The following is a 17,266-nucleotide window of genomic DNA, read 5'->3' as shown; positions in this document are numbered from 1 at the left end:
GGTGGCCGGTCCGCCGCGGGCCGTCGCGGTCCTGCGGACCGCCGTGCGGCCCGGCCTGCGGGGGAGCGATCGGCCGGTGCTCGCCGCGTGCAGCGGGGGAGCGGACTCCGTGGCCCTGGCCGCCGCGCTGGCCTTCGAGGCGCGGCGCGCCGGCGTCCGGGCCGGGGGGATCACCGTCGACCACGGGCTGCAGCCCGGCTCGGCCGAGCGGGCCGAGCGGACGGCGGAGGTCCTGCACGGGCTCGGGCTGGACCCGGTCCTCGTCCGCCGCGTGGCGGTCGGCCCGGGCGGCGGTCCGGAGGGCGCGGCCCGGACGGCGCGGTACGCGGCGCTCGCCGCCGCCGCCGTCCAGCTGGGTGCCCGCGTCGCGCTCGCCCACACCCTCGACGACCAGGCCGAGACGGTGCTGCTGGGTCTTGGCCGTGGCTCGGGCCCGCGTTCGGTCGCCGGCATGGTCCCCGAGCGGACGGCGGACGGGACCACCTGGTGGCGCCCGCTGCTCGGGGTCCGCCGGGCCACCACCCGGGAGGCGTGCGCCGAGCAGGGGCTGCCGGTGTGGGACGACCCCTGGAACGCCGACCCGGCCTACACCCGCGCCCGGCTGCGGGGCGAGGTGCTGCCGCTGATGGAGGAGGTGCTCGGCGGCGGTGTCGCGCCCGCCCTGGCCCGCACCGCCGACCTGCTCCGCGAGGACCTCGACGCCCTCGACGAGCTCGCCGCGGCCGAGCTGGCCCGCCTCGCCGGCGCCGACGAGCTCCCCGCCCGGGAGCTCGGTGCGCTGCCCGCGGGCCTGCGCCGGCGCGTGCTCCGCGGGTGGCTGCGCGCCGCCGGCGTCCCCGACGTCCAGGCGGTGCACCTGCACGCGGTGGAGGCCCTCGTCACACACTGGCGCGGGCAGGGCCGGGTGGACCTACCCGGCGGTGCAGGCGCCCTCCGGACGTCTGGCAGGCTGGTCCTGTCGCCCCCCGAGACGCGGGGCACCCGTCCCGAGGACGCACCCCCCACCCGCGAGGAGTCCCGCCCGTGAGCGAGCCCGCCAGCGCTCCCGCAGAGCTCGGCAACGACCACGGCTACGGCCCCGACATCGACCACGTGCTGCTCAGCGAGGAGCAGATCCAGGCCAAGATCGCCGAGATGGCCGAGCAGGTCGAGCGCGACTACGCCGGGCGCGAGGTGCTGCTGGTCGGCGTGCTCAAGGGCGCGGTGCTGTTCATGAGCGACTTCGCGCGGGCGTTGCGGCTGCCCACCCAGATGGAGTTCATGGCCGTCTCCTCCTACGGCTCGGCCACCAGCTCCTCCGGCGTCGTGCGGATCCTCAAGGACCTCGACCGGGACATCAGCGACCGGCACGTGCTCGTCATCGAGGACATCATCGACTCCGGGCTCACCCTGTCCTGGCTGCTGAAGAACCTGGGCGGACGGCGCCCGGCCTCGATCGAGGTCTGCGCACTGCTGCGCAAGCCCGACGCGGTGAAGGTCGACGTGCCGGTGCGCTACGTCGGCTTCGACATCCCGAACGAGTTCGTGGTCGGGTACGGCCTGGACTACGCCGAGCGCTACCGCGACCTGCCCTACATCGCGACCCTCAAGCCCGAGGTCTACTCGAGCTGACCGTCCGTCGGGTCCTCGGTGATCAGCCGAGCTGACCCACCGAGGGTCCTGGCTCCCATCGGTCGTGAGCCAGGACCTGCAGACGTGAGCTGAGCTGATATTCGGCGGAGGACCGTCGGCGGACGGGACGGTGGCGGGCGGCTCACGGTGCGGCGGTCGTGCGCGGAGCCGCACCGCGGCCCACTGCCGACGACGGGCCACCCGCCAGGGGGTTGTCGGGCCGGACCCGGCCGCTGCACGGCTGTCGCAGGGACTCCCCGGTGTACCGTCGATCGCAACGACGCTGCACCGAGCGCCAGGGTGCCCGCCCGGGCCGCAGGGAGCGTCCCCCGGACGATCAGGAGGGTGGACGGGACAGGCCGGAGCACCCGGTCGCCCGGCATCGGTGTATGGAACGCAAGAAGATCTTCCGCTCCGTGTGGTTCTGGGTCGTCCTCGTCGTCCTCCTGGCGCTGGCGTTCTCCTCGCTGTTCCGCGGCACCGGCGGCTTCCAGGAGGTCAGCACGGCGGTCGCGCTGGAGCAGATCCAGAACGGCAACGCCGACCAGGTCACGATCAACGACAAGGAACAGACGCTCGACCTCGAGCTGGCCAACCCGGTCGAGGGCAGCGACCAGATCACCGCCTCCTACCCGCTCGGGGCGGCCGACGACGTCTTCGACCTGGTCTCCGGGCTGGGTGACGGCGAGGGCGTCGACTTCAACACCAACGTCACGCAGGACAGCGTCCTGGTCAGCCTGCTGATCAGCTTCCTGCCGTTCGTGATCCTCCTGCTCCTGCTGTTCTGGCTGTTCAACTCCATGCAGGGCGGCGGCCGCGGGGTCATGGCCTTCGGCAAGTCCAAGGCCAAGCAGGTCACCAAGGACACCCCGAAGACGACGTTCGCCGACGTCGCCGGCGCGGACGAGGCGATCGAGGAACTGCACGAGATCAAGGACTTCCTCGCCAACCCGGTCAAGTTCCAGGCCGTGGGCGCGAAGATCCCCAAGGGCGTGCTGCTGTTCGGCCCGCCCGGCACCGGCAAGACGCTGCTGGCCCGCGCCGTGGCGGGCGAGGCCGGGGTGCCGTTCTTCTCCATCTCCGGGTCCGACTTCGTCGAGATGTTCGTCGGTGTCGGTGCCAGCCGCGTGCGCGACCTCTTCGAGCAGGCCAAGCAGAACGCCCCGGCGATCATCTTCGTCGACGAGATCGACGCGGTCGGCCGGCACCGCGGCGCCGGCATGGGCGGCGGCCACGACGAGCGCGAGCAGACGCTCAACCAGATGCTCGTCGAGATGGACGGCTTCGACGTCAAGGGCGGCGTCATCATGATCGCCGCCACCAACCGACCGGACATCCTGGACCCGGCGCTGCTGCGCCCGGGCCGCTTCGACCGCCAGATCGCCGTCGACCGGCCCGACCTCGAGGGGCGCAAGCGGATCCTCGAGGTGCACGCCAAGGGCAAGCCGCTCGCCCCGGACGTCGACCTGGGGACCGTGGCCCGCCGGACGCCGGGCTTCACCGGCGCCGACCTCGCCAACGTGCTCAACGAGGGCGCGCTGCTCACCGCCCGCACCAACGGCACGGTGATCACCGACGAGCTCCTCGAGGAGGCGATCGACCGCGTCGTCGCCGGCCCCGAGCGCAAGACGCGGGCGATGAGCGAGAAGGAGAAGAAGGTCACCGCCTACCACGAGGGCGGCCACGCCCTGGTGGCGCACGCACTGCCCAACCTGGACCCGGTGCACAAGGTGACGATCCTCCCGCGCGGCCGCTCGCTCGGGCACACGCTCGTGCTGCCGACCGAGGACAAGTACACCCAGACCCGGTCGGAGATGATCGACACCCTCGCCTACGCCCTCGGTGGCCGGGCGGCCGAGGAGCTCGTCTTCCACGAGCCCACCACCGGCGCCGGCAACGACATCGAGAAGGCGACCGCCATGGCGCGGGCGATGGTCACCCAGTACGGCATGAGCGCCAAGCTCGGTGCGGTGAAGTACGGCAGCAACGAGTCCGAGCCGTTCCTCGGCCGCGACATGGGCACCCGGCCGGACTACTCCGAGGCCGTCGCCGCCGACATCGACGCGGAGATCCGTGCCCTCATCGAGGCGGCGCACGACGAGGCGTGGGAGATCCTGGTCGAGTACCGGGGCGTCCTCGACCAGCTCGTGCTCGAGCTGATGGAGAAGGAGACCCTCTCCAAGGAGGACATGGCCCGCATCTGCGCGCCGGTCACCAAGCGCCCGTCGCTCGCCCCGTACAACGGCTTCGGCAAGCGCACCCCGTCGGACCAGCCGCCGGTGCTGACCCCCGCGGAGCAGGCCGCCCAGAACGGTAACGGCCACATCGGCCACGGCAGCACCGCTGTGGGGGACGTGGGGGCCCCCGCGCAGCGGTGAGCGAGGTCCCGGCCCGAGCGGGTGGGGACGAGGACGGCGCGGCTCTGCTGCTGAGCCCGCCACGGACCGGGGTCGACCACGCCCGGGCCGCGGCCGCCGTCCGGGAGCTGCTGCTCGCCGTCGGCGAGGACCCCGACCGTCCCGGGCTGCAGGGCACCCCCGACCGGGTCGCCCGCGCGTACGCGGAGACCTTCGCCGGGCTGTGGCAGGACCCGGCCGCGGTCCTGGCGACCACCTTCGACGAGGACCACGACGAGATGGTCCTGGTGAAGGACATCCCGATGTACTCGACCTGCGAGCACCACCTGGTCCCGTTCCACGGGGTCGCGCACATCGGCTACATCCCGGGGGAGGACGGGCGGGTCACCGGGCTGTCCAAGCTGGCCCGGCTGGTCGAGGTCTACGCCCGCCGACCCCAGGTGCAGGAGCGGATGACCAGCCAGATCGCCGACGCGCTGGCCGACGTCCTCAAGCCGCGCGGTGTGCTCGTCGTGATCGAGGCCGAGCACCTGTGCATGGCCATGCGCGGGGTCCGCAAGCCCGGCTCGTCGACCGTCACCTCGGCCGTGCGCGGGATCTTCCGGGACAACGCGGCGACCCGCAGCGAGGCGATGAGCCTCGTGCTGGGCCGGTGACCTGCACCGAACTGCCGCGCCCCGGCCGCTGCGTGGTCATGGGGGTCCTCAACGTCACGCCCGACTCGTTCTCCGACGGTGGCTGCTTCGCCGACGCCGGTGCGGCGATCGCGCACGGGCTGGTGATGCACGCCGCCGGCGCCGACTACGTCGACGTCGGCGGGGAGTCCACCCGCCCCGGAGCCGACCGGGTGAGCGCCGCCGAGGAGTGCGGCCGGGTCGTCCCGGTGATCCGCGAGCTCGCCTCGGCGGGTGTGCGCGCCAGCGTCGACACCACGCGGGCGGAGGTGGCCGAGGCCGCGCTCGAGGCCGGTGCCGTCCTGGTCAACGACGTGAGCGGCGGCCTGGCCGACAAGAACATGGCCGAGCTGGTCGCCGAGGCCGGCGTGCCGTGGGTGCTCATGCACTGGCGCGGGCACAGCCGCGAGATGTACGCCGCCGCGCAGTACGGCGACGTCGTCACCGAGGTCTGCGCCGAGCTGACCGCCCGGGTGGAGGACGTCGTCGCCGCGGGCGTCACCCCCGAGCAGCTGGTCCTCGACCCCGGCCTCGGCTTCGCCAAGCGCGCCGAGCACAACTGGCGGCTGCTCGCCGGCCTCGACCGGGTCGTCGGCCTCGGTCTGCCCGTGCTCGTCGGCGCATCCCGCAAGTCCTTCCTCGGCCGCCTGCTCGCCGCCCCCGACGACACCCTGCGCCCGGCCGAGCAGCGCGACGCCGCCACGCTGGCCACCACGGTGCTGGCCGCCGAGGCCGGCGCCTGGGGCGTGCGGGTGCACGACGCGGCAGCCTCGGCCGATGCCGTCCGGACCGTCGCCGCCGTCCAGGCGGCCCGTCGCGAGGGAGAGCGCCGTGGCTGACGCCCACCCGTCCACCCGCCTGGACCGCATCGCCATCCAGGGGCTCTCCGCGCACGCCTTCCACGGCGTGTACGAGGCCGAGCGCCGGCTGGGGCAGACCTTCCGCGTCGACGCCGTCCTCGAGCTGGACACCGCCCCGGCCGCTGCCGACGACGACCTCGAGCGCACGGTCAACTACGCCGAGCTGGCCCGCGCGCTGCACAGCGTGCTGACGGGGGAGCCGGTCGACCTGCTGGAGACCCTCGCCCAGCGGCTGGCCGACGTCTGCCTCGAGGACCCGCTGGTCGACGCCGTCGAGATCACCGTGCACAAGCCCGAGGCCGACCTCGGCGTCCCGTTCGACGACGTCGCCGTCGCCATCCGGCGGGAGCGGCCGTGAGCGAGCTCGCGAGCTCACGCGAGGGCACAGCACCCCCGGGCGCGAGGACGACGAGCGCCGGCGGGGAGCACTCGTGACCCGTGCGGTCCTGTCGCTGGGCGCCAACCTGGGGGACCGTGCCGCCGCGCTGCGCACCGCCGTCGCCGCCCTCAAGGGCGACGGCGTGCTGGTGGCCCGCTCGACGCTGTACGAGACACCGCCGTGGGGCCCGGTCGAGCAGCCGCCGTACCTCAACGCGGTCGTGGTCGTGCGCGGGGACCGGGACGCCGCCGGCTGGCTGGCCCGCGCGCACGAGCTGGAGCAGGCCGCCGGGCGCACCCGCGACGTGCGCTGGGGGCCGCGCACCCTCGACGTCGACGTCGTCACGGTCACCGGGGACGACGGCCGGCCGGTCCTCTCCGACGACCCCGCGCTCACCCTCCCGCACCCTCGCGCGCACGAGCGCGCGTTCGTGCTCGTGCCGTGGGCCAGCCTCGACCCCACCGCGGTGCTACCGGGCCGCGGCCGGGTGAGCGACCTGCTGGCCGCGTTGCCACCGGAGGACGTCGCGGCCGTCGTCCGCTGGGAGCACCTCCGGTGAGCGAGCTCGCGAGCTCGCGAACGGGCAGGGCGAGGCCGCGGACGCGTCCGACGAGCGCCGGCGAGGAGGGCGCGTGAGACCCGTGGACCGGCGGGACCTGGTGGTCCTCGCGGCCGGCCTCGCCGTCGCCGCGTGGCTGGTCGTGCGGGCGAGCTACGGCTCCCTGCCGGCCCTCCGCTGGTGGCTGCCGGTGCCGCTCGGCGTGCTGGCCCTGGCCGAGTTCCTCGGCGCCCGCACGCTGCGGGCCCGGCTGGCCGCCCAGCGGGACCGCCGTCCCGCGGCCGAGCGCGGCACCGCGCCGGTCCGCCCGGTCGAGCCGATGCTGGTCGCCCGGCTCGCGGTCCTGGCGCAGGCCAGCGCGTACGTCGGCGCGGCCTTCGTCGGCATCTGGGTGGGGCTGCTGCTCTACGTGGGACCGTCGGTGTCGCGCCTGCAGGCCGCCGCGAACGACACGGTCACCGGGGTCGTCGGGGTCGTCTGCTCGGCCGCGCTGGTCGGAGCGGCGCTCTGGTTGGAGTCGGTCTGCCGCATCCCGCCGTCCCCCGACGACGAGACACCGCAGGCGGGCGCCCGAGCCTGACCGGTGCCGACGGACGGCCCCGGCGCCGGACCCAGCCGCTCAGCCGGCGCCCTCGTGCACCGACCGGCGCAGCGCCGCGTGCAGGGCGGCGGGGGTGAGGACGCCCAGGTGACGGTCGCCGTCGAGCACCGGCACCCACCCGGCGTCGGACTGCAGGATCGTGGCCAGCGCCGTCCGCAGCGAGGCCTGCAGCGGCACGGCGGCGTCGTCGCGGACGACGGCCGAGGCGACCGTCCCGGAACCCGACGCCCGGTCGGCGGGCAGCCACCCGGCCGGGCGGCCGCCGGCGTCCAGCACCACCGCCCGGGCCGCGCCGGCGCGGTCCAGCGCCGCCCCGGCCTCGGCCAGGCCGTCGCCCACCCCGACCACCGGCGGGTGCTCGAGGTCGGCGGGGTCGATCGGGGTGACCGCCAGCCGCTTGAGCCCCCGGTCGGCGCCGACGAAGTCGGCCACCGTCTCGTTCGCCGGCCGGCCCAGCAGCTCCGCGGGCGGGGCGAACTGCTCGACGTGCCCGCCGGTGCTCATCACCGCGATGCGGTCGCCGAGCCGCACCGCCTCCTCGATGTCGTGGGTGACGAAGACGATCGTCTTGTGCACCGTCTCCTGCAGCCGCAGGAACTCCGCCTGCAGCCGCTCGCGCACCACCGGGTCGACGGCGGAGAACGGCTCGTCCATCAGCAGGACGCCGGGGTCGGCGGCCAGCGCCCGGGCGACGCCGGCCCGCTGCCGCTGCCCCCCGGACAGCTGGGCGGGGTACCGGTCGCCGTGGACGGCGGGGTCCAGCCCGACCAGGGTGAGCAGCTCCTCGACGCGGTCGCGGATCTCCCGGCGGTCCCAGCCCAGCAGCCGTGGGACGGTCGCGACGTTGGTGCGCACCGTCTGGTGGGGGAACAGCCCGACGCTCTGGATGACGTAGCCGATGCGGCGGCGGAGGCGGTCGGCGTCGACCCGGGTCACGTCCTCGCCGCCGAGCAGGATGCGCCCGGTGGTCGGCTCGATGATGCGGTTGACCATCTTCATCGTCGTCGTCTTGCCGCAGCCCGACGGCCCGACCAGCACCGACAGCTCCCCGGCGGCGAAGGTCAGGTCCAGCTCGGCCACCCCCACGGTGCCGTCGGGGTAGACCTTGCCGACCCCCTCCAGCCGGATCTCGGGAGCGTGGCCGGCCGACCGGGCGGCCGCCGACGTCGCGCGCAGCGACGAGGGCGCGGCAGTAGCGTCCACGCGTGGCCTCCCTGGGTGCGCTGAGCGCGACGAGCGACCCGGGCACCCCGGTGCTCGCCGCGGACGAGGCGCCGAACCCCTGGTTCGACCCGTCGTACGTGACCGACAACTGGGACACCATTGTGGGCCACCTCGGTCAGCACGTCAGGCTCACCGTCGGGGCGGTGCTGCTCGGGACGCTGGTCGCGCTGCCCCTGGCGCTGCTCGCCCGGCGCACCCGGCTGCTGGCGGGCCCGGTCCTCGGGCTCAGCTCGGTCGTCTACACGATCCCGTCGCTGGCCCTGTTCGCCTTCCTCGCACCGTTCACCGGAGCGCTGTCCCCGGTCACGGTGCTGGTCGGGCTGACCGTCTACACGCTCGTCATCCTGGTGCGCAACTTCCTGGCCGGCCTGCAGGGGGTCCCGGACGACGTGCGCGAGGCGGCCCGCGGCATGGGCTACGGCCCCGCGCGGCTGTTCCTCCGGGTCGACCTGCCCCTGGCGCTGCCGGCCTTCATGGCCGGCCTGCGCATCGCCACGGTCTCGACCGTCGCGCTGGTCACCGTCGGGGTGATCACCGGCAACGGGGGACTGGGCCAGCTGATCATCGGCGGCCTCAACGCGAACTTCTACCGAGCCGAGATCGTCACCGGCGCGGTCGGCTGCGTGCTGCTCGCGGTGGTCGCCGACGTGCTGCTGGCCGGCCTGCAGCGGCTATTCACCCCGTGGACGCGGGCGGCCCGGTGACCGCCGTCGGCGACGCGTTCGTCTACCTCAACGACCCGTTCAACTGGACCCGGCCCGGCGGCATCCTCGACCTGCTGGTTCAGCACCTGCGGATCTCCGCGCTGGCCGTGCTGCTCGCCGCCGTCCTCGCCGTCCCCACCGGGGTGCTGCTGGGCCGCAGCGGCCGCGGCGCGGGCGCGCTCGTCGTCCTGTCCAACGTCAGCCGCGCCGTCCCCACCCTCGCCCTGCTCACCGTGCTGGCGGTGACCCCGCTGGGCTTCAGCGAGACCGGCACCGTCCTGGCGCTGGCCGCCTTCGCCGTCCCGCCGATGCTGACCAACACCTACGTGGGGTTCCGCGAGGTCGACCGCGACGTCCGCGAGGCGGCCCGCGCGATGGGCATGAGCCGCGGCCAGATGCTGACCCGGGTCGAGTTCCCGCTCGCCTCCCCGCTGGTGGCGACCGGCGTCCGGACGGCGGCGGTTCAGGTCGTCGCCACCGCGACCCTGGCCGCGCTCGTCGGCGGCGGAGGCCTCGGGCGGATCATCAACCTCGGCTTCGGCCAGCAGGACCACGGCGAGATCCTCGCCGGTGCCGTGCTGGTGGCCGCTCTGGCGCTGCTCACCGAGCTGCTCCTGGTCCTCGCCTCGACGGCGGTCACGCCCGGCCCGCGCCGGTGGCCGCTGCGCCCGGTCCGGGCGGCGCGGGCCGGCCGCCCGGAGCCGACGTCGTCCGGCGTACCGCTCTGAGGGACCACTCCGGGCCTCACCCGCGGGCCGCCACCCGGCCGCGCAGGCCGCCACCCGGCCGCGTCCCGGGGCTCGCCGCGGCCCCGTCCCGGGCACCGCCCCGAGCTTCCGCAGGGTGGGGAGGACGGGTCCTCCGTCTACAGAGGGGCCGTCCGTAACAACCGGGCAACAGCTGGCCGGTGCACGTGGCCGGGTGGGGTGGTCCGGCTGTTGCATGGCGGGCGCGGGGTCCTCCCCGCCAGACACGCGCCGCGGCCGTCGGGTCGCGCGGGACAGAAGGCGGGCCACATGCGCAGCCGTGCACGCACCCTCGTTCCCCTCGCCCTCGCCGGGCTCCTGCTGACCGCCTGCGGCGAGTCCGGCTCCTCGGGCACCGGTAGGGCCCAGGCCAGCGGCGGTGGCGCGTCCGGCGACGCCTGCGCTCCCGTGGCCGGCGACCAGCTCGTCGTGCTCGAGGACGACAAGCAGCTGCAGAACGCGGACAACGTCGTCCCGGCGGTCAACATGGCCACCGCGATGGCCAACCCGGCGCTGCTGCCCGCCCTCGACGCGGTGTCGGCGGCCATGACCACCGAGGAGCTGATCGAGCTCAACGCCGCCGTCGACCTCGAACGGCGGAGCGCCGAGGACGTCGCCGCGGGCTGGGTCGAGGAGAACGTCGACACCGCCGCGCTCGAGCAGGGCAGCGGCCCGATCGTCGTCGGCGGCGCGAACTTCACCGAGTCGACGATCCTGGCGAACGTCTACGCCGACGTCCTGGGCGCCGCGGGCTTCGACGCCTCGGTGCGCGAGGTCGGCAACCGCGAGCTCTACCTGCCCGCGCTGATCTCCGGCTCGGAGATCCAGGTGTTCCCGGAGTACCTGGCCACGGTGACCGACGAGCTCGACGAGTTGGCCAACGGCCCCACCGAGGACGGCCCGGCCACCGGTGACGTGCAGGAGACCTTGACCGCGCTGAGGCCGATCGCCGAGCAGGCCGGGCTGGTCTTCGGCGAGCCCTCCGAGGCCGCCGACCAGAACGCCTTCGCCGTGACCCAGGCCTTCGCCGACGGCCTGGGTGTCGCCACCCTGTCCGAGCTCGCCGACGCCTGCGGCGACGGCTCGCTGATCCTCGGCGGTCCCACCGAGTGCCCGCAGCGGCCTCAGTGCCAGCCCGGCCTGGAGGAGGCCTACGGCCTGCAGTTCGACGGCTTCCGCGAGCTGGACGCCGGCGGCCCGCTGACCAAGGCGGCCCTGCAGCAGGGCGAGATCTCCCTCGGCCTGGTGCTCAGCTCGGACGGCGCGCTCGCGCAGCAGGGCTGAGCCGGCGCTCCCGCCGGGGCGGCGCCCGTCGCCGGCGGGAGCTGCTCGCACCTGGAGACCACGGCCTCCCAGGCGCCGGGCCGGTCGGCGACCGGCCCCCGGGGCGGCCGGCACGAGAGCGAGCAACAGCCGGCGCCCCCACGTCACCTCGGGTCCCGTGCGCACCCCCCCTCCGGGTGGGGTCGCCGCCTGATCGCCCGAGGGGCTCAAGGGGAGCACGCGTGCCGCCGATGGGCTCTCAACGCGCCCACTGGAGGAACCGTGATCATCGGCCGTCGGCGGCGAAGCCGCCACGCCACACCCCCGCGCCGGCACGCCCGGACCGCGAGCCGCGCGCCGAGGCGGCTCACCGTGCTCGCGGCGGCTGTGCCCGTCGGCCTGGTCGCCAGCGTCACGCTGGTCTGGTCCTCCTCCCACGCCGCGTTCGTCGGCACGACCGCCACCCCGCAGAACACCTGGGGGACCGGCGTCGTACAGCTGAGCAACAACCGCGCCCAGGTCCTGTTCGACACCACCTCCGAGGGGCTGCTGGTGCCCGGCAGCTCGGGACACAGGTGCATCACCGTCACCTACTCCGGCAACGTGGACACCGCCGCCACCGGAGTGCGGCTGTACGGGTCGCTCACAGGCAGCACCGAGCTGGCCAACGCGCTCCAGGTCACGGTGGAGATGTCCGCGACGCCCCTGAGCCCCGTCCCCGACGCGGACTGCCTCTCCGGCCTCGGGGCGTCGCCGTACACCTACCCCACCAGCACGCTCAGCGCCTTCCCCTCCGGTTACAGCACGGGGCTCGGGAACGCGAACGGGGACACCGTGAGCGACTGGCGCCCGACCGCGACGACGGACCGAGCGCGGACCTACAAGATCTCCTACCGCCTCCCGGCCGACTCGCACCCCACCAGCATCCAGGGCAAGGAGGTCGGCATGACCTTCACCTGGGAGGCCCGGAGCCACACCCCCGGCGCCTGACGCGCACGTCGGCTCAAGGGCTCCCCCCGATCGGCCGATGAGGCCGTGACCGTGGCTGCCAGCACCCCGGAGGACGAGGAACCGATGCCCGAGCACCGCACGACGACGGCCGACGGCGGGAGCGCAGGCTGCTCGCGCCGCGCCGCGACCCCCGTCGCCACGGGCGGCGGCCGGGCGGGACGGCACCCGTCGTGAGCGGATCCCACCCCCACGGGGTCCGGGCCGGGCGGATCCGGCTGCGCGGTCCTGCGCCTCGCGCCGTGCTGGCCGGCTGCGCGGTCCTGGTGACCGTCGCCCTCGCCGTCGCCGGACCCGGCGGGGCCTGGGCGGCGTTCACCGGCACCACCGCCGGCACGGGCAACCGGCTGGTGACCGAGGCGACCTTCCCGGACTACCGCGCCGCCGTCCAGCGGAGCGGCCCCGTCGTCCACCACCCCTTCGACGACCCCTACGGCAGCTCCACCGCTGCGGCCCTGGCCGGCGCCCCTGGCACGTACAACGGCGCCGCGGCGGCCACCTCGATCCCGACCGGGGCGATCGTGGCGAGCTCGGGGGATCCCCGGCGCGCGGTGCACTTCCCCGAGCGCGCCTACGCCACGGCCGACAGCACGACTTCGATCACCGGCTCCGGCACCGCCGGCGCCGGTGAGCTCCCGAGGCTGACCCTGGAGGCCTGGGTGCACACCGGGTACGGCTACGGCGGCGCGGTGGTGAGCCTGCTCCCCGACCCCTCCACCCCGACCGCGGGCGCGACGCAGCTGTACATCAACACCAGCGGGGAGGCCTGCGTCGGCCTGACCCTGTCCTCGGGCACCCAGGAGGTGTGCGGGTCAGACAGCACGGACCTCAAGGTGTGGAGCTCCTCCACCGACACCCCCGTGTGGCGCCACATCGCCGCGGTCGTCGACCCCACCGCCGCGCCGGGCAGCGGGCTGTGCAGGAACGACGGCGCGCAGGTGAGCGTCTATCTCGACGGCGTCGTGCAGTACGACAGCGCGCTCTGCGCCGGCTGGCCGGAGAGCGTGACCGGGCGGGTGCGCGTGGGTACGGCACCGATCGCGACGGACGGCGGCACCCCGGCGCGGGACACGTGGTCCGGCGGCATCGACGAGGTCGCCGTCTACGCCGCGGCGCTGAACGCGACGGAGATCAAGAAGCACTACGACCTGGGCAAGGGCACCGTCGCCGGCAACTACGCGACGTCGGTGACGAGCTTCGCGTCCCTGCGCATGTACTGGCAGCTGGAGGAGCAGCCGGCGGCCGGGGTCCTCACCGTGGCCGACGCCTCCGGCCAAAACCGCGGCACGTTCCACGGCCACCCCGACCTGCAGGTGGCCGGGGCGCCCACCGGGACGGCGCCGGCCGGGGTCGCGGTCCGGCTCAGGGGTGTCAACGACATCTCCGGCGGCGCGAGCCGCCCCCTGCCCACCGCCTTCTCCACCGAGGTGTGGTTCAGCTCCTCCGGTGGCACGGGACCGCTGGTCAGCTTCGGCTCCACCCAGACGGGCAGCGCGACGCTGCCGGACATCGCCGTCTACCTGACGGCCACCGGCCGGCTGGCCTTCACGGTCCGCAGCCCGCAGCGGACCGTCGTCACCACCACCGACCACCGCGACGGCGGGTGGCACCTGGTGACCGCCACGATGCGCTCGGACGGGCGCATGAGCCTGTACCTGGACGGCGTCCAGGTGGGGGAGAACGCGTCGTCCGCCAGTCCTGGGCTCCCTTCGGGCTTCTGGCGCTGGGGCGGTGGGGGCGACTACAGCGCCTTCGCCACCCGGCCGGGCGCGGACTTCTTCTCCGGCCGGCTGGACGAGGCATCGGTGTACGATCGGGAGCTGACCCCGGAGGAGGTCGCCGTCCACTGGGGCGCGAGCTTCTGAGCGCCCCGCCCCTGACCGTCAGGGCGGGGCGTCCCGGCATCCGACGATCGGTTCCGTGGTCGGAGGCCTCCGCAGCGTTACCCTGTGCGCCATGCGGGGGGACCGGGACGACGTGTCGGCGCGCCCCTCCGGACCGGGGACCGCGGCACTGCGGACGGTCGGGCTGGCCGGGGGCTTCTGCCTCTCGGTGGCAGCCACCGTCGCCGTCCTCCTCACCGAGGACCCCCAGGTGCTGCGACTGGCTGTCGTCGCCGCCGCCTGGGCCTTCGTGCTCGCCGCGCTGGTCGCGTCCCGGCGCACCGCGGACGGCGCCCCGGTGGACGGCGCGGCGCGGGCCGCGGTCGAGCGTGCCGACCTCGAGCGGACGGCCGCCGAGCGCGAGGCCGAGCTGCGCCTGGCCTACGAGCTGGAGTTGGAGCGCGAGGTCGCCGCCCGCCGCGAGCACGAGCTCCGGGTGGAGAACGACCTCCGGCGCACCGCCGAGCAGTCCATGCGGACCGAGCTCGAGGCGCTGCGCACGGAGCTGGCCCAGGTCGCCGAGCTGCGCCGGGATCTCACCGGCCTCGCCGAGCTGCGCCGGGATGTCGCCGGCCTCGCCGAGCTGCGCCGGGATGTCGCCGGCCTCGCCGAGCTGCGCACCGCCCTGGCCGGCCTCGACCTCACCGGACTGGCCGAGCTGCGCACCGACGTCGGCCGGCTGCGCAGCGAGCTCACCGAGCAGCTGTCGGGCGAGATGCTCGTCGAGCGGGTCATGCTGCGGACCCAGTCCACCCGGACAGCCCCCGCGGCACCGGAACCGACCGCTCTGCCCACCGTCGAGGCCGACGGCTGGGACCGGCCGGCGTCGGAGCCGACCGCCGCGTGGCCGGCCGTCCGCGCCGACGAGCCGGCCCCCGGCACCCGTCGACTGGAGGAGGTCCGCGTCGAGCCCCGGCCGACCGCACCACCGCAGCCGCTGGACTGGCTGGCCCGGCGATCGCTGCTCGACGTGCCGCCGCCGACGCCGCAGCCCGAGCCCGAGCCCGAGTGGCGCCGGCGCCGTACCGACGACCTCCTCCCCGGAGCCCCGCTCGCCGGGCAGCTGACCGTCGAGCGCCCGGTCGCCCGGCGGGAACGCCCGCCGGTCCCCGGGCCCGCTGCGCCCGCCCCGGTGGCGGCCGCGCCCGCCCCGGCGGAGGAGGACTCGGCCAGGCGGCCGGCGGAGCTGGTCGCCGAGAGCGGCCTCACCCCGCCGTCCGGCGGTCGCCGCCGGCGCCGCTACCGCGAGGACGGCGAGAGCGACGACGTCCTCGCGCGGGTGCTGGGCCGCGGCTGAACGGGGAACCCTCGCGGCCCCGTCCAGAGGCTCGCCGCGAGCTCGCGAGCGGTGAGGAGGACGGGGTCCTTCTTCACGCGGGACCGCGGGACAGCGCGCCGCCGTCGAGCACCAGGGTCTGGCCGGTGACCCAGCCCGCGCCGTCCCCGAGCAGGTACGCCGCGGCCTCGCCGACGTCCTCGGGCTCGCCGAGGCGGCCCACCGGGTACTGCGCTGCCGCCTCGGCCTCCCGGCCCTCGTAGAGCGCCCCGGCGAAGCGGGTCCTGACCACCGCGGGCGCGACCGCGTTCACCCGGACCGTGGGTCCGAGCTCGACCGCGAGCTGGGTGACCAGGTTGACCAGGGCCGCCTTGCTCACCCCGTAGCCGCCGATCATCGGCGAGGCCTTGAGCCCGGCCACCGAGGCGACGACCAGCACCGAGCCGCCGTGCTCGGCCATCCACGCCCGCCAGGCCTCCTGCACCAGGCCCAGCGTGCTGACGACGTTGGTGTCGAGGATCTTGCGGAAGCCGTCCAGGGGGAGGTCGACCAGCGGGCCGTAGACCGGGTTGATGCCGACGTTGCCGACCAGCACGTCCAGGCTGCCGAAGGTCTCGACGGCGGTGCGCACGGCCGCGGCGCGGTGCTCGGCGTCCCCGGCGTTCCCGGCGACGCCGACGGCCGCCTCCGGACCGCCCAGGGCGGTCACCGCCTCGGCCAACGCGTCGGGCCGGCGGCCGGTCACCACGACGCGCGCGCCCCGGGCCACCAGGCTCCGCGCGATCGCCAGGCCGATGCCCCGGCTCGCGCCGGTGACCAGCGCCGTCCGTCCCTCGAAGGTGCCCACCCGTGTCCTCTCGCCGTGCGTCTGCGGTCGCCGTCGGACACCGTAGGTGGGTCCAGGGGTGACCCACACCACAGGGGGGAGGCGTTGCACGCGCCCCGAACCGGTCACACACTCGCCTTCGACGCGACACCCGCGTGACACACCTGGTCGCAGCGGGGCACGCGTCGGCACGACCGCAGGACCGCAACACCCGACGGGCTCCAACGGCGGAGCCCGCGACCACGAGTCCGGTACCCCGCGAGGGACTGGAACGAGAGGTGCACCGATGCCTGCTGCCCGCAGGACGCTCCGCGCTGCCGGCCTGATCCCGGCGGACACCGCTCCCGCCCGCCTCCGCGTCGGCATCGTCGGCGCCGGGCGCGTCGGCGCCGTCCTCGGCGCCGCCCTCACCGCCGCCGGCCACGACGTGGTCGCCGCCGCCGGTCTCTCCACCGCCTCCGCCGAGCGCGCCGCCCGGCTGCTGCCCGGCGTGCCGCTGCTGCCCACCGACGAGGTCGTGGCCGCCGCCGACCTCGTCGTGCTCGCCGTCCCCGACGACAGCCTGGCCGGCCTGGTCTCCGGGCTGGCCGAGACCGGCGTCTGGCGGGCCGGCCAGCTCGCGTTCCACACCTCCGGGGCGCACGGCCTGGCCGTCCTGGCCCCCGCCGCGCGGGCCGGCGTGCTGCCGCTGGCGCTGCACCCGGCCATGACCTTCACCGGAGCCCCCGAGGACGCCGACCGCCTCGCCGGTGCCCCCTTCGGCGTCACCAGCGCGCCGGAGCACCGTCCGGTGGCCGAGACCCTCGTCCTGGAGATGGGCGGCGAGCCCTTCTTCGTCGCCGAGGCCGACCGCGGGCTCTACCACGCGGCCCTGGTCACCGGCGCCAACCACCTGGTCACGCTGGTCGCCGAGGCCGCGGACCTGCTGCGCACCGCGGGCGTCGCCGAGCCGGGCCGGGTGCTCGCCCCGCTGCTCACCGCCGCCCTCGACAACGGCCTGCGCCGCGGCGACCGGGGGCTCACCGGCCCGGTCAGCCGCGGGGACGTCGGCACCGTGCGGCAGCACCTGGACACCCTCACCGAGCGGGCGCCGGACTCGGTCGCGGCCTACGTCGCGCTCGCCCAGCGCACCACCGAGCGGGCGCTGGCGACCGGCCGGCTCAAGCGGCACGAGGGCGCCCCGCTCGTTGAACTGCTCGACGGCCACGTCCCGGGCTCCCTCGCGAGCGAGCGGGCGGAGGGCTGACCGTGGTCCTCCCACCGGCCGGCTCCCGGTGAGCGCGGTGCCGTCGCCC

17 protein-coding genes are annotated in these 17,266 nt (G+C 75.4%); 15 read left to right on the top strand and 2 right to left on the bottom strand.

What is annotated here, in order from left to right:
• The first annotated feature begins 1 nt into the window (after position 1).
• The 8 genes from tilS (at position 2) to BMW27_RS13055 (ending at position 7,020) form a co-directional block, all read left to right on the top strand.
• Entirely contained in the window at positions 2 to 1,027 is a 1,026-nt protein-coding gene (tilS, locus tag BMW27_RS13090) for a tRNA lysidine(34) synthetase TilS (RefSeq protein ID WP_091444827.1), read from the top strand.
• A complete protein-coding gene (hpt, locus tag BMW27_RS13085) occupies positions 1,024 to 1,611 on the top strand; it encodes a hypoxanthine phosphoribosyltransferase (protein ID WP_091444825.1) in 588 nt (195 codons plus the stop codon). The genes tilS and hpt overlap by 4 nt, the downstream gene beginning before the upstream one ends.
• Before the next feature lie 389 nt (positions 1,612 to 2,000).
• A complete protein-coding gene (gene ftsH, locus BMW27_RS13080; protein ID WP_091444823.1) occupies positions 2,001 to 3,989 on the top strand; it encodes an ATP-dependent zinc metalloprotease FtsH in 1,989 nt (662 codons plus the stop codon).
• Positions 3,986 to 4,624 (top strand): GTP cyclohydrolase I FolE, encoded by a 639-nt coding sequence (folE, locus tag BMW27_RS13075; protein WP_425431670.1) that lies wholly within the window; start codon positions 3,986 to 3,988, stop codon positions 4,622 to 4,624. Before ftsH ends, folE begins: the two co-directional genes overlap by 4 nt.
• A complete protein-coding gene (gene folP, locus BMW27_RS13070; RefSeq protein ID WP_091444821.1) occupies positions 4,621 to 5,481 on the top strand; it encodes a dihydropteroate synthase in 861 nt (286 codons plus the stop codon). Before folE ends, folP begins: the two co-directional genes overlap by 4 nt.
• On the top strand, positions 5,474 to 5,860 hold the full coding sequence (folB, locus tag BMW27_RS13065) for a dihydroneopterin aldolase (RefSeq protein ID WP_217638147.1): 387 nt from the start codon (positions 5,474 to 5,476) through the stop codon (positions 5,858 to 5,860). The genes folP and folB overlap by 8 nt, the downstream gene beginning before the upstream one ends.
• 73 nt (positions 5,861 to 5,933) lie before the next feature.
• A complete protein-coding gene (gene folK, locus BMW27_RS13060; protein WP_091444820.1) occupies positions 5,934 to 6,440 on the top strand; it encodes a 2-amino-4-hydroxy-6-hydroxymethyldihydropteridine diphosphokinase in 507 nt (168 codons plus the stop codon).
• Positions 6,441 to 6,513: 73 nt separating this feature from the next.
• Complete coding sequence (locus BMW27_RS13055; protein WP_091444818.1) at positions 6,514 to 7,020, top strand: DUF3180 domain-containing protein; 507 nt, start codon at positions 6,514 to 6,516, stop codon at positions 7,018 to 7,020.
• A 39-nt stretch (positions 7,021 to 7,059) separates the two neighbouring features.
• On the opposite strand, the gene BMW27_RS13050 is transcribed toward BMW27_RS13055, so the two are convergent.
• Positions 7,060 to 8,244 (bottom strand): ABC transporter ATP-binding protein, encoded by a 1,185-nt coding sequence (locus tag BMW27_RS13050; RefSeq protein ID WP_245743538.1) that lies wholly within the window; start codon positions 8,242 to 8,244, stop codon positions 7,060 to 7,062.
• A 2-nt stretch (positions 8,245 to 8,246) separates the two neighbouring features.
• Between BMW27_RS13050 and BMW27_RS13045 the strand changes: the two genes are divergently transcribed.
• The 6 genes from BMW27_RS13045 to BMW27_RS13020 all read left to right on the top strand — a co-directional run bounded on the left by BMW27_RS13045 (position 8,247) and on the right by BMW27_RS13020 (position 15,166).
• Positions 8,247 to 8,969 carry an ABC transporter permease gene (locus tag BMW27_RS13045; protein WP_217638146.1) on the top strand — a complete coding sequence of 241 codons (723 nt, stop codon included), beginning with the start codon at positions 8,247 to 8,249 and terminating at the stop codon, positions 8,967 to 8,969.
• Entirely contained in the window at positions 8,966 to 9,697 is a 732-nt protein-coding gene (locus BMW27_RS13040) for an ABC transporter permease (RefSeq protein ID WP_091445151.1), read from the top strand. The genes BMW27_RS13045 and BMW27_RS13040 overlap by 4 nt, the downstream gene beginning before the upstream one ends.
• Before the next feature lie 288 nt (positions 9,698 to 9,985).
• Positions 9,986 to 10,999 carry a glycine betaine ABC transporter substrate-binding protein gene (locus BMW27_RS13035; RefSeq protein WP_091444817.1) on the top strand — a complete coding sequence of 338 codons (1,014 nt, stop codon included), beginning with the start codon at positions 9,986 to 9,988 and terminating at the stop codon, positions 10,997 to 10,999.
• A gap of 351 nt (positions 11,000 to 11,350) precedes the next feature.
• On the top strand, positions 11,351 to 11,968 hold the full coding sequence (locus BMW27_RS13030; RefSeq protein WP_091444815.1) for a hypothetical protein: 618 nt from the start codon (positions 11,351 to 11,353) through the stop codon (positions 11,966 to 11,968).
• A gap of 191 nt (positions 11,969 to 12,159) precedes the next feature.
• The gene (locus BMW27_RS13025) at positions 12,160 to 13,851 is read left to right on the top strand and encodes a LamG domain-containing protein (RefSeq protein ID WP_091444813.1); all 1,692 of its coding nucleotides are present in this window, start codon (positions 12,160 to 12,162) and stop codon (positions 13,849 to 13,851) included.
• Positions 13,852 to 13,942: 91 nt separating this feature from the next.
• On the top strand, positions 13,943 to 15,166 hold the full coding sequence (locus BMW27_RS13020) for a DUF6779 domain-containing protein (RefSeq protein WP_091444812.1): 1,224 nt from the start codon (positions 13,943 to 13,945) through the stop codon (positions 15,164 to 15,166).
• A 73-nt stretch (positions 15,167 to 15,239) separates the two neighbouring features.
• Here BMW27_RS13020 and BMW27_RS13015 read toward each other — a convergent pair whose 3' ends face one another.
• Positions 15,240 to 15,992 (bottom strand): SDR family oxidoreductase, encoded by a 753-nt coding sequence (locus BMW27_RS13015; RefSeq protein WP_091444811.1) that lies wholly within the window; start codon positions 15,990 to 15,992, stop codon positions 15,240 to 15,242.
• A gap of 265 nt (positions 15,993 to 16,257) precedes the next feature.
• Between BMW27_RS13015 and BMW27_RS13010 the strand changes: the two genes are divergently transcribed.
• Positions 16,258 to 17,217 carry a Rossmann-like and DUF2520 domain-containing protein gene (locus BMW27_RS13010; RefSeq protein WP_091444809.1) on the top strand — a complete coding sequence of 320 codons (960 nt, stop codon included), beginning with the start codon at positions 16,258 to 16,260 and terminating at the stop codon, positions 17,215 to 17,217.
• Positions 17,218 to 17,266: the final 49 nt, after the last annotated feature.

Origin of the sequence: Geodermatophilus poikilotrophus (genome assembly GCF_900111455.1) — a bacterium.
GTDB classification, from domain to species: Bacteria; Actinomycetota; Actinomycetes; order Mycobacteriales; family Geodermatophilaceae; genus Geodermatophilus; species Geodermatophilus poikilotrophus.
The sequence above is the reverse complement of the archived record's forward strand: the minus strand, read 5'-3'. Positions and strand labels throughout refer to the sequence as shown.

What these genes read in the sequence shown, in the direction of transcription:
- ftsH (WP_091444823.1), top strand. Translation starts at nt 2,001, where the DNA reads ATGGAACGCAAGAAGATCTTCCGCTCCGTGTGGTTCTGGGTCGTCCTC.
- BMW27_RS13035 (WP_091444817.1), top strand. Translation starts at nt 9,986, where the DNA reads ATGCGCAGCCGTGCACGCACCCTCGTTCCCCTCGCCCTCGCCGGGCTC.
- BMW27_RS13020 (WP_091444812.1), top strand. Translation starts at nt 13,943, where the DNA reads ATGCGGGGGGACCGGGACGACGTGTCGGCGCGCCCCTCCGGACCGGGG.
- BMW27_RS13010 (WP_091444809.1), top strand. Translation starts at nt 16,258, where the DNA reads ATGCCTGCTGCCCGCAGGACGCTCCGCGCTGCCGGCCTGATCCCGGCG.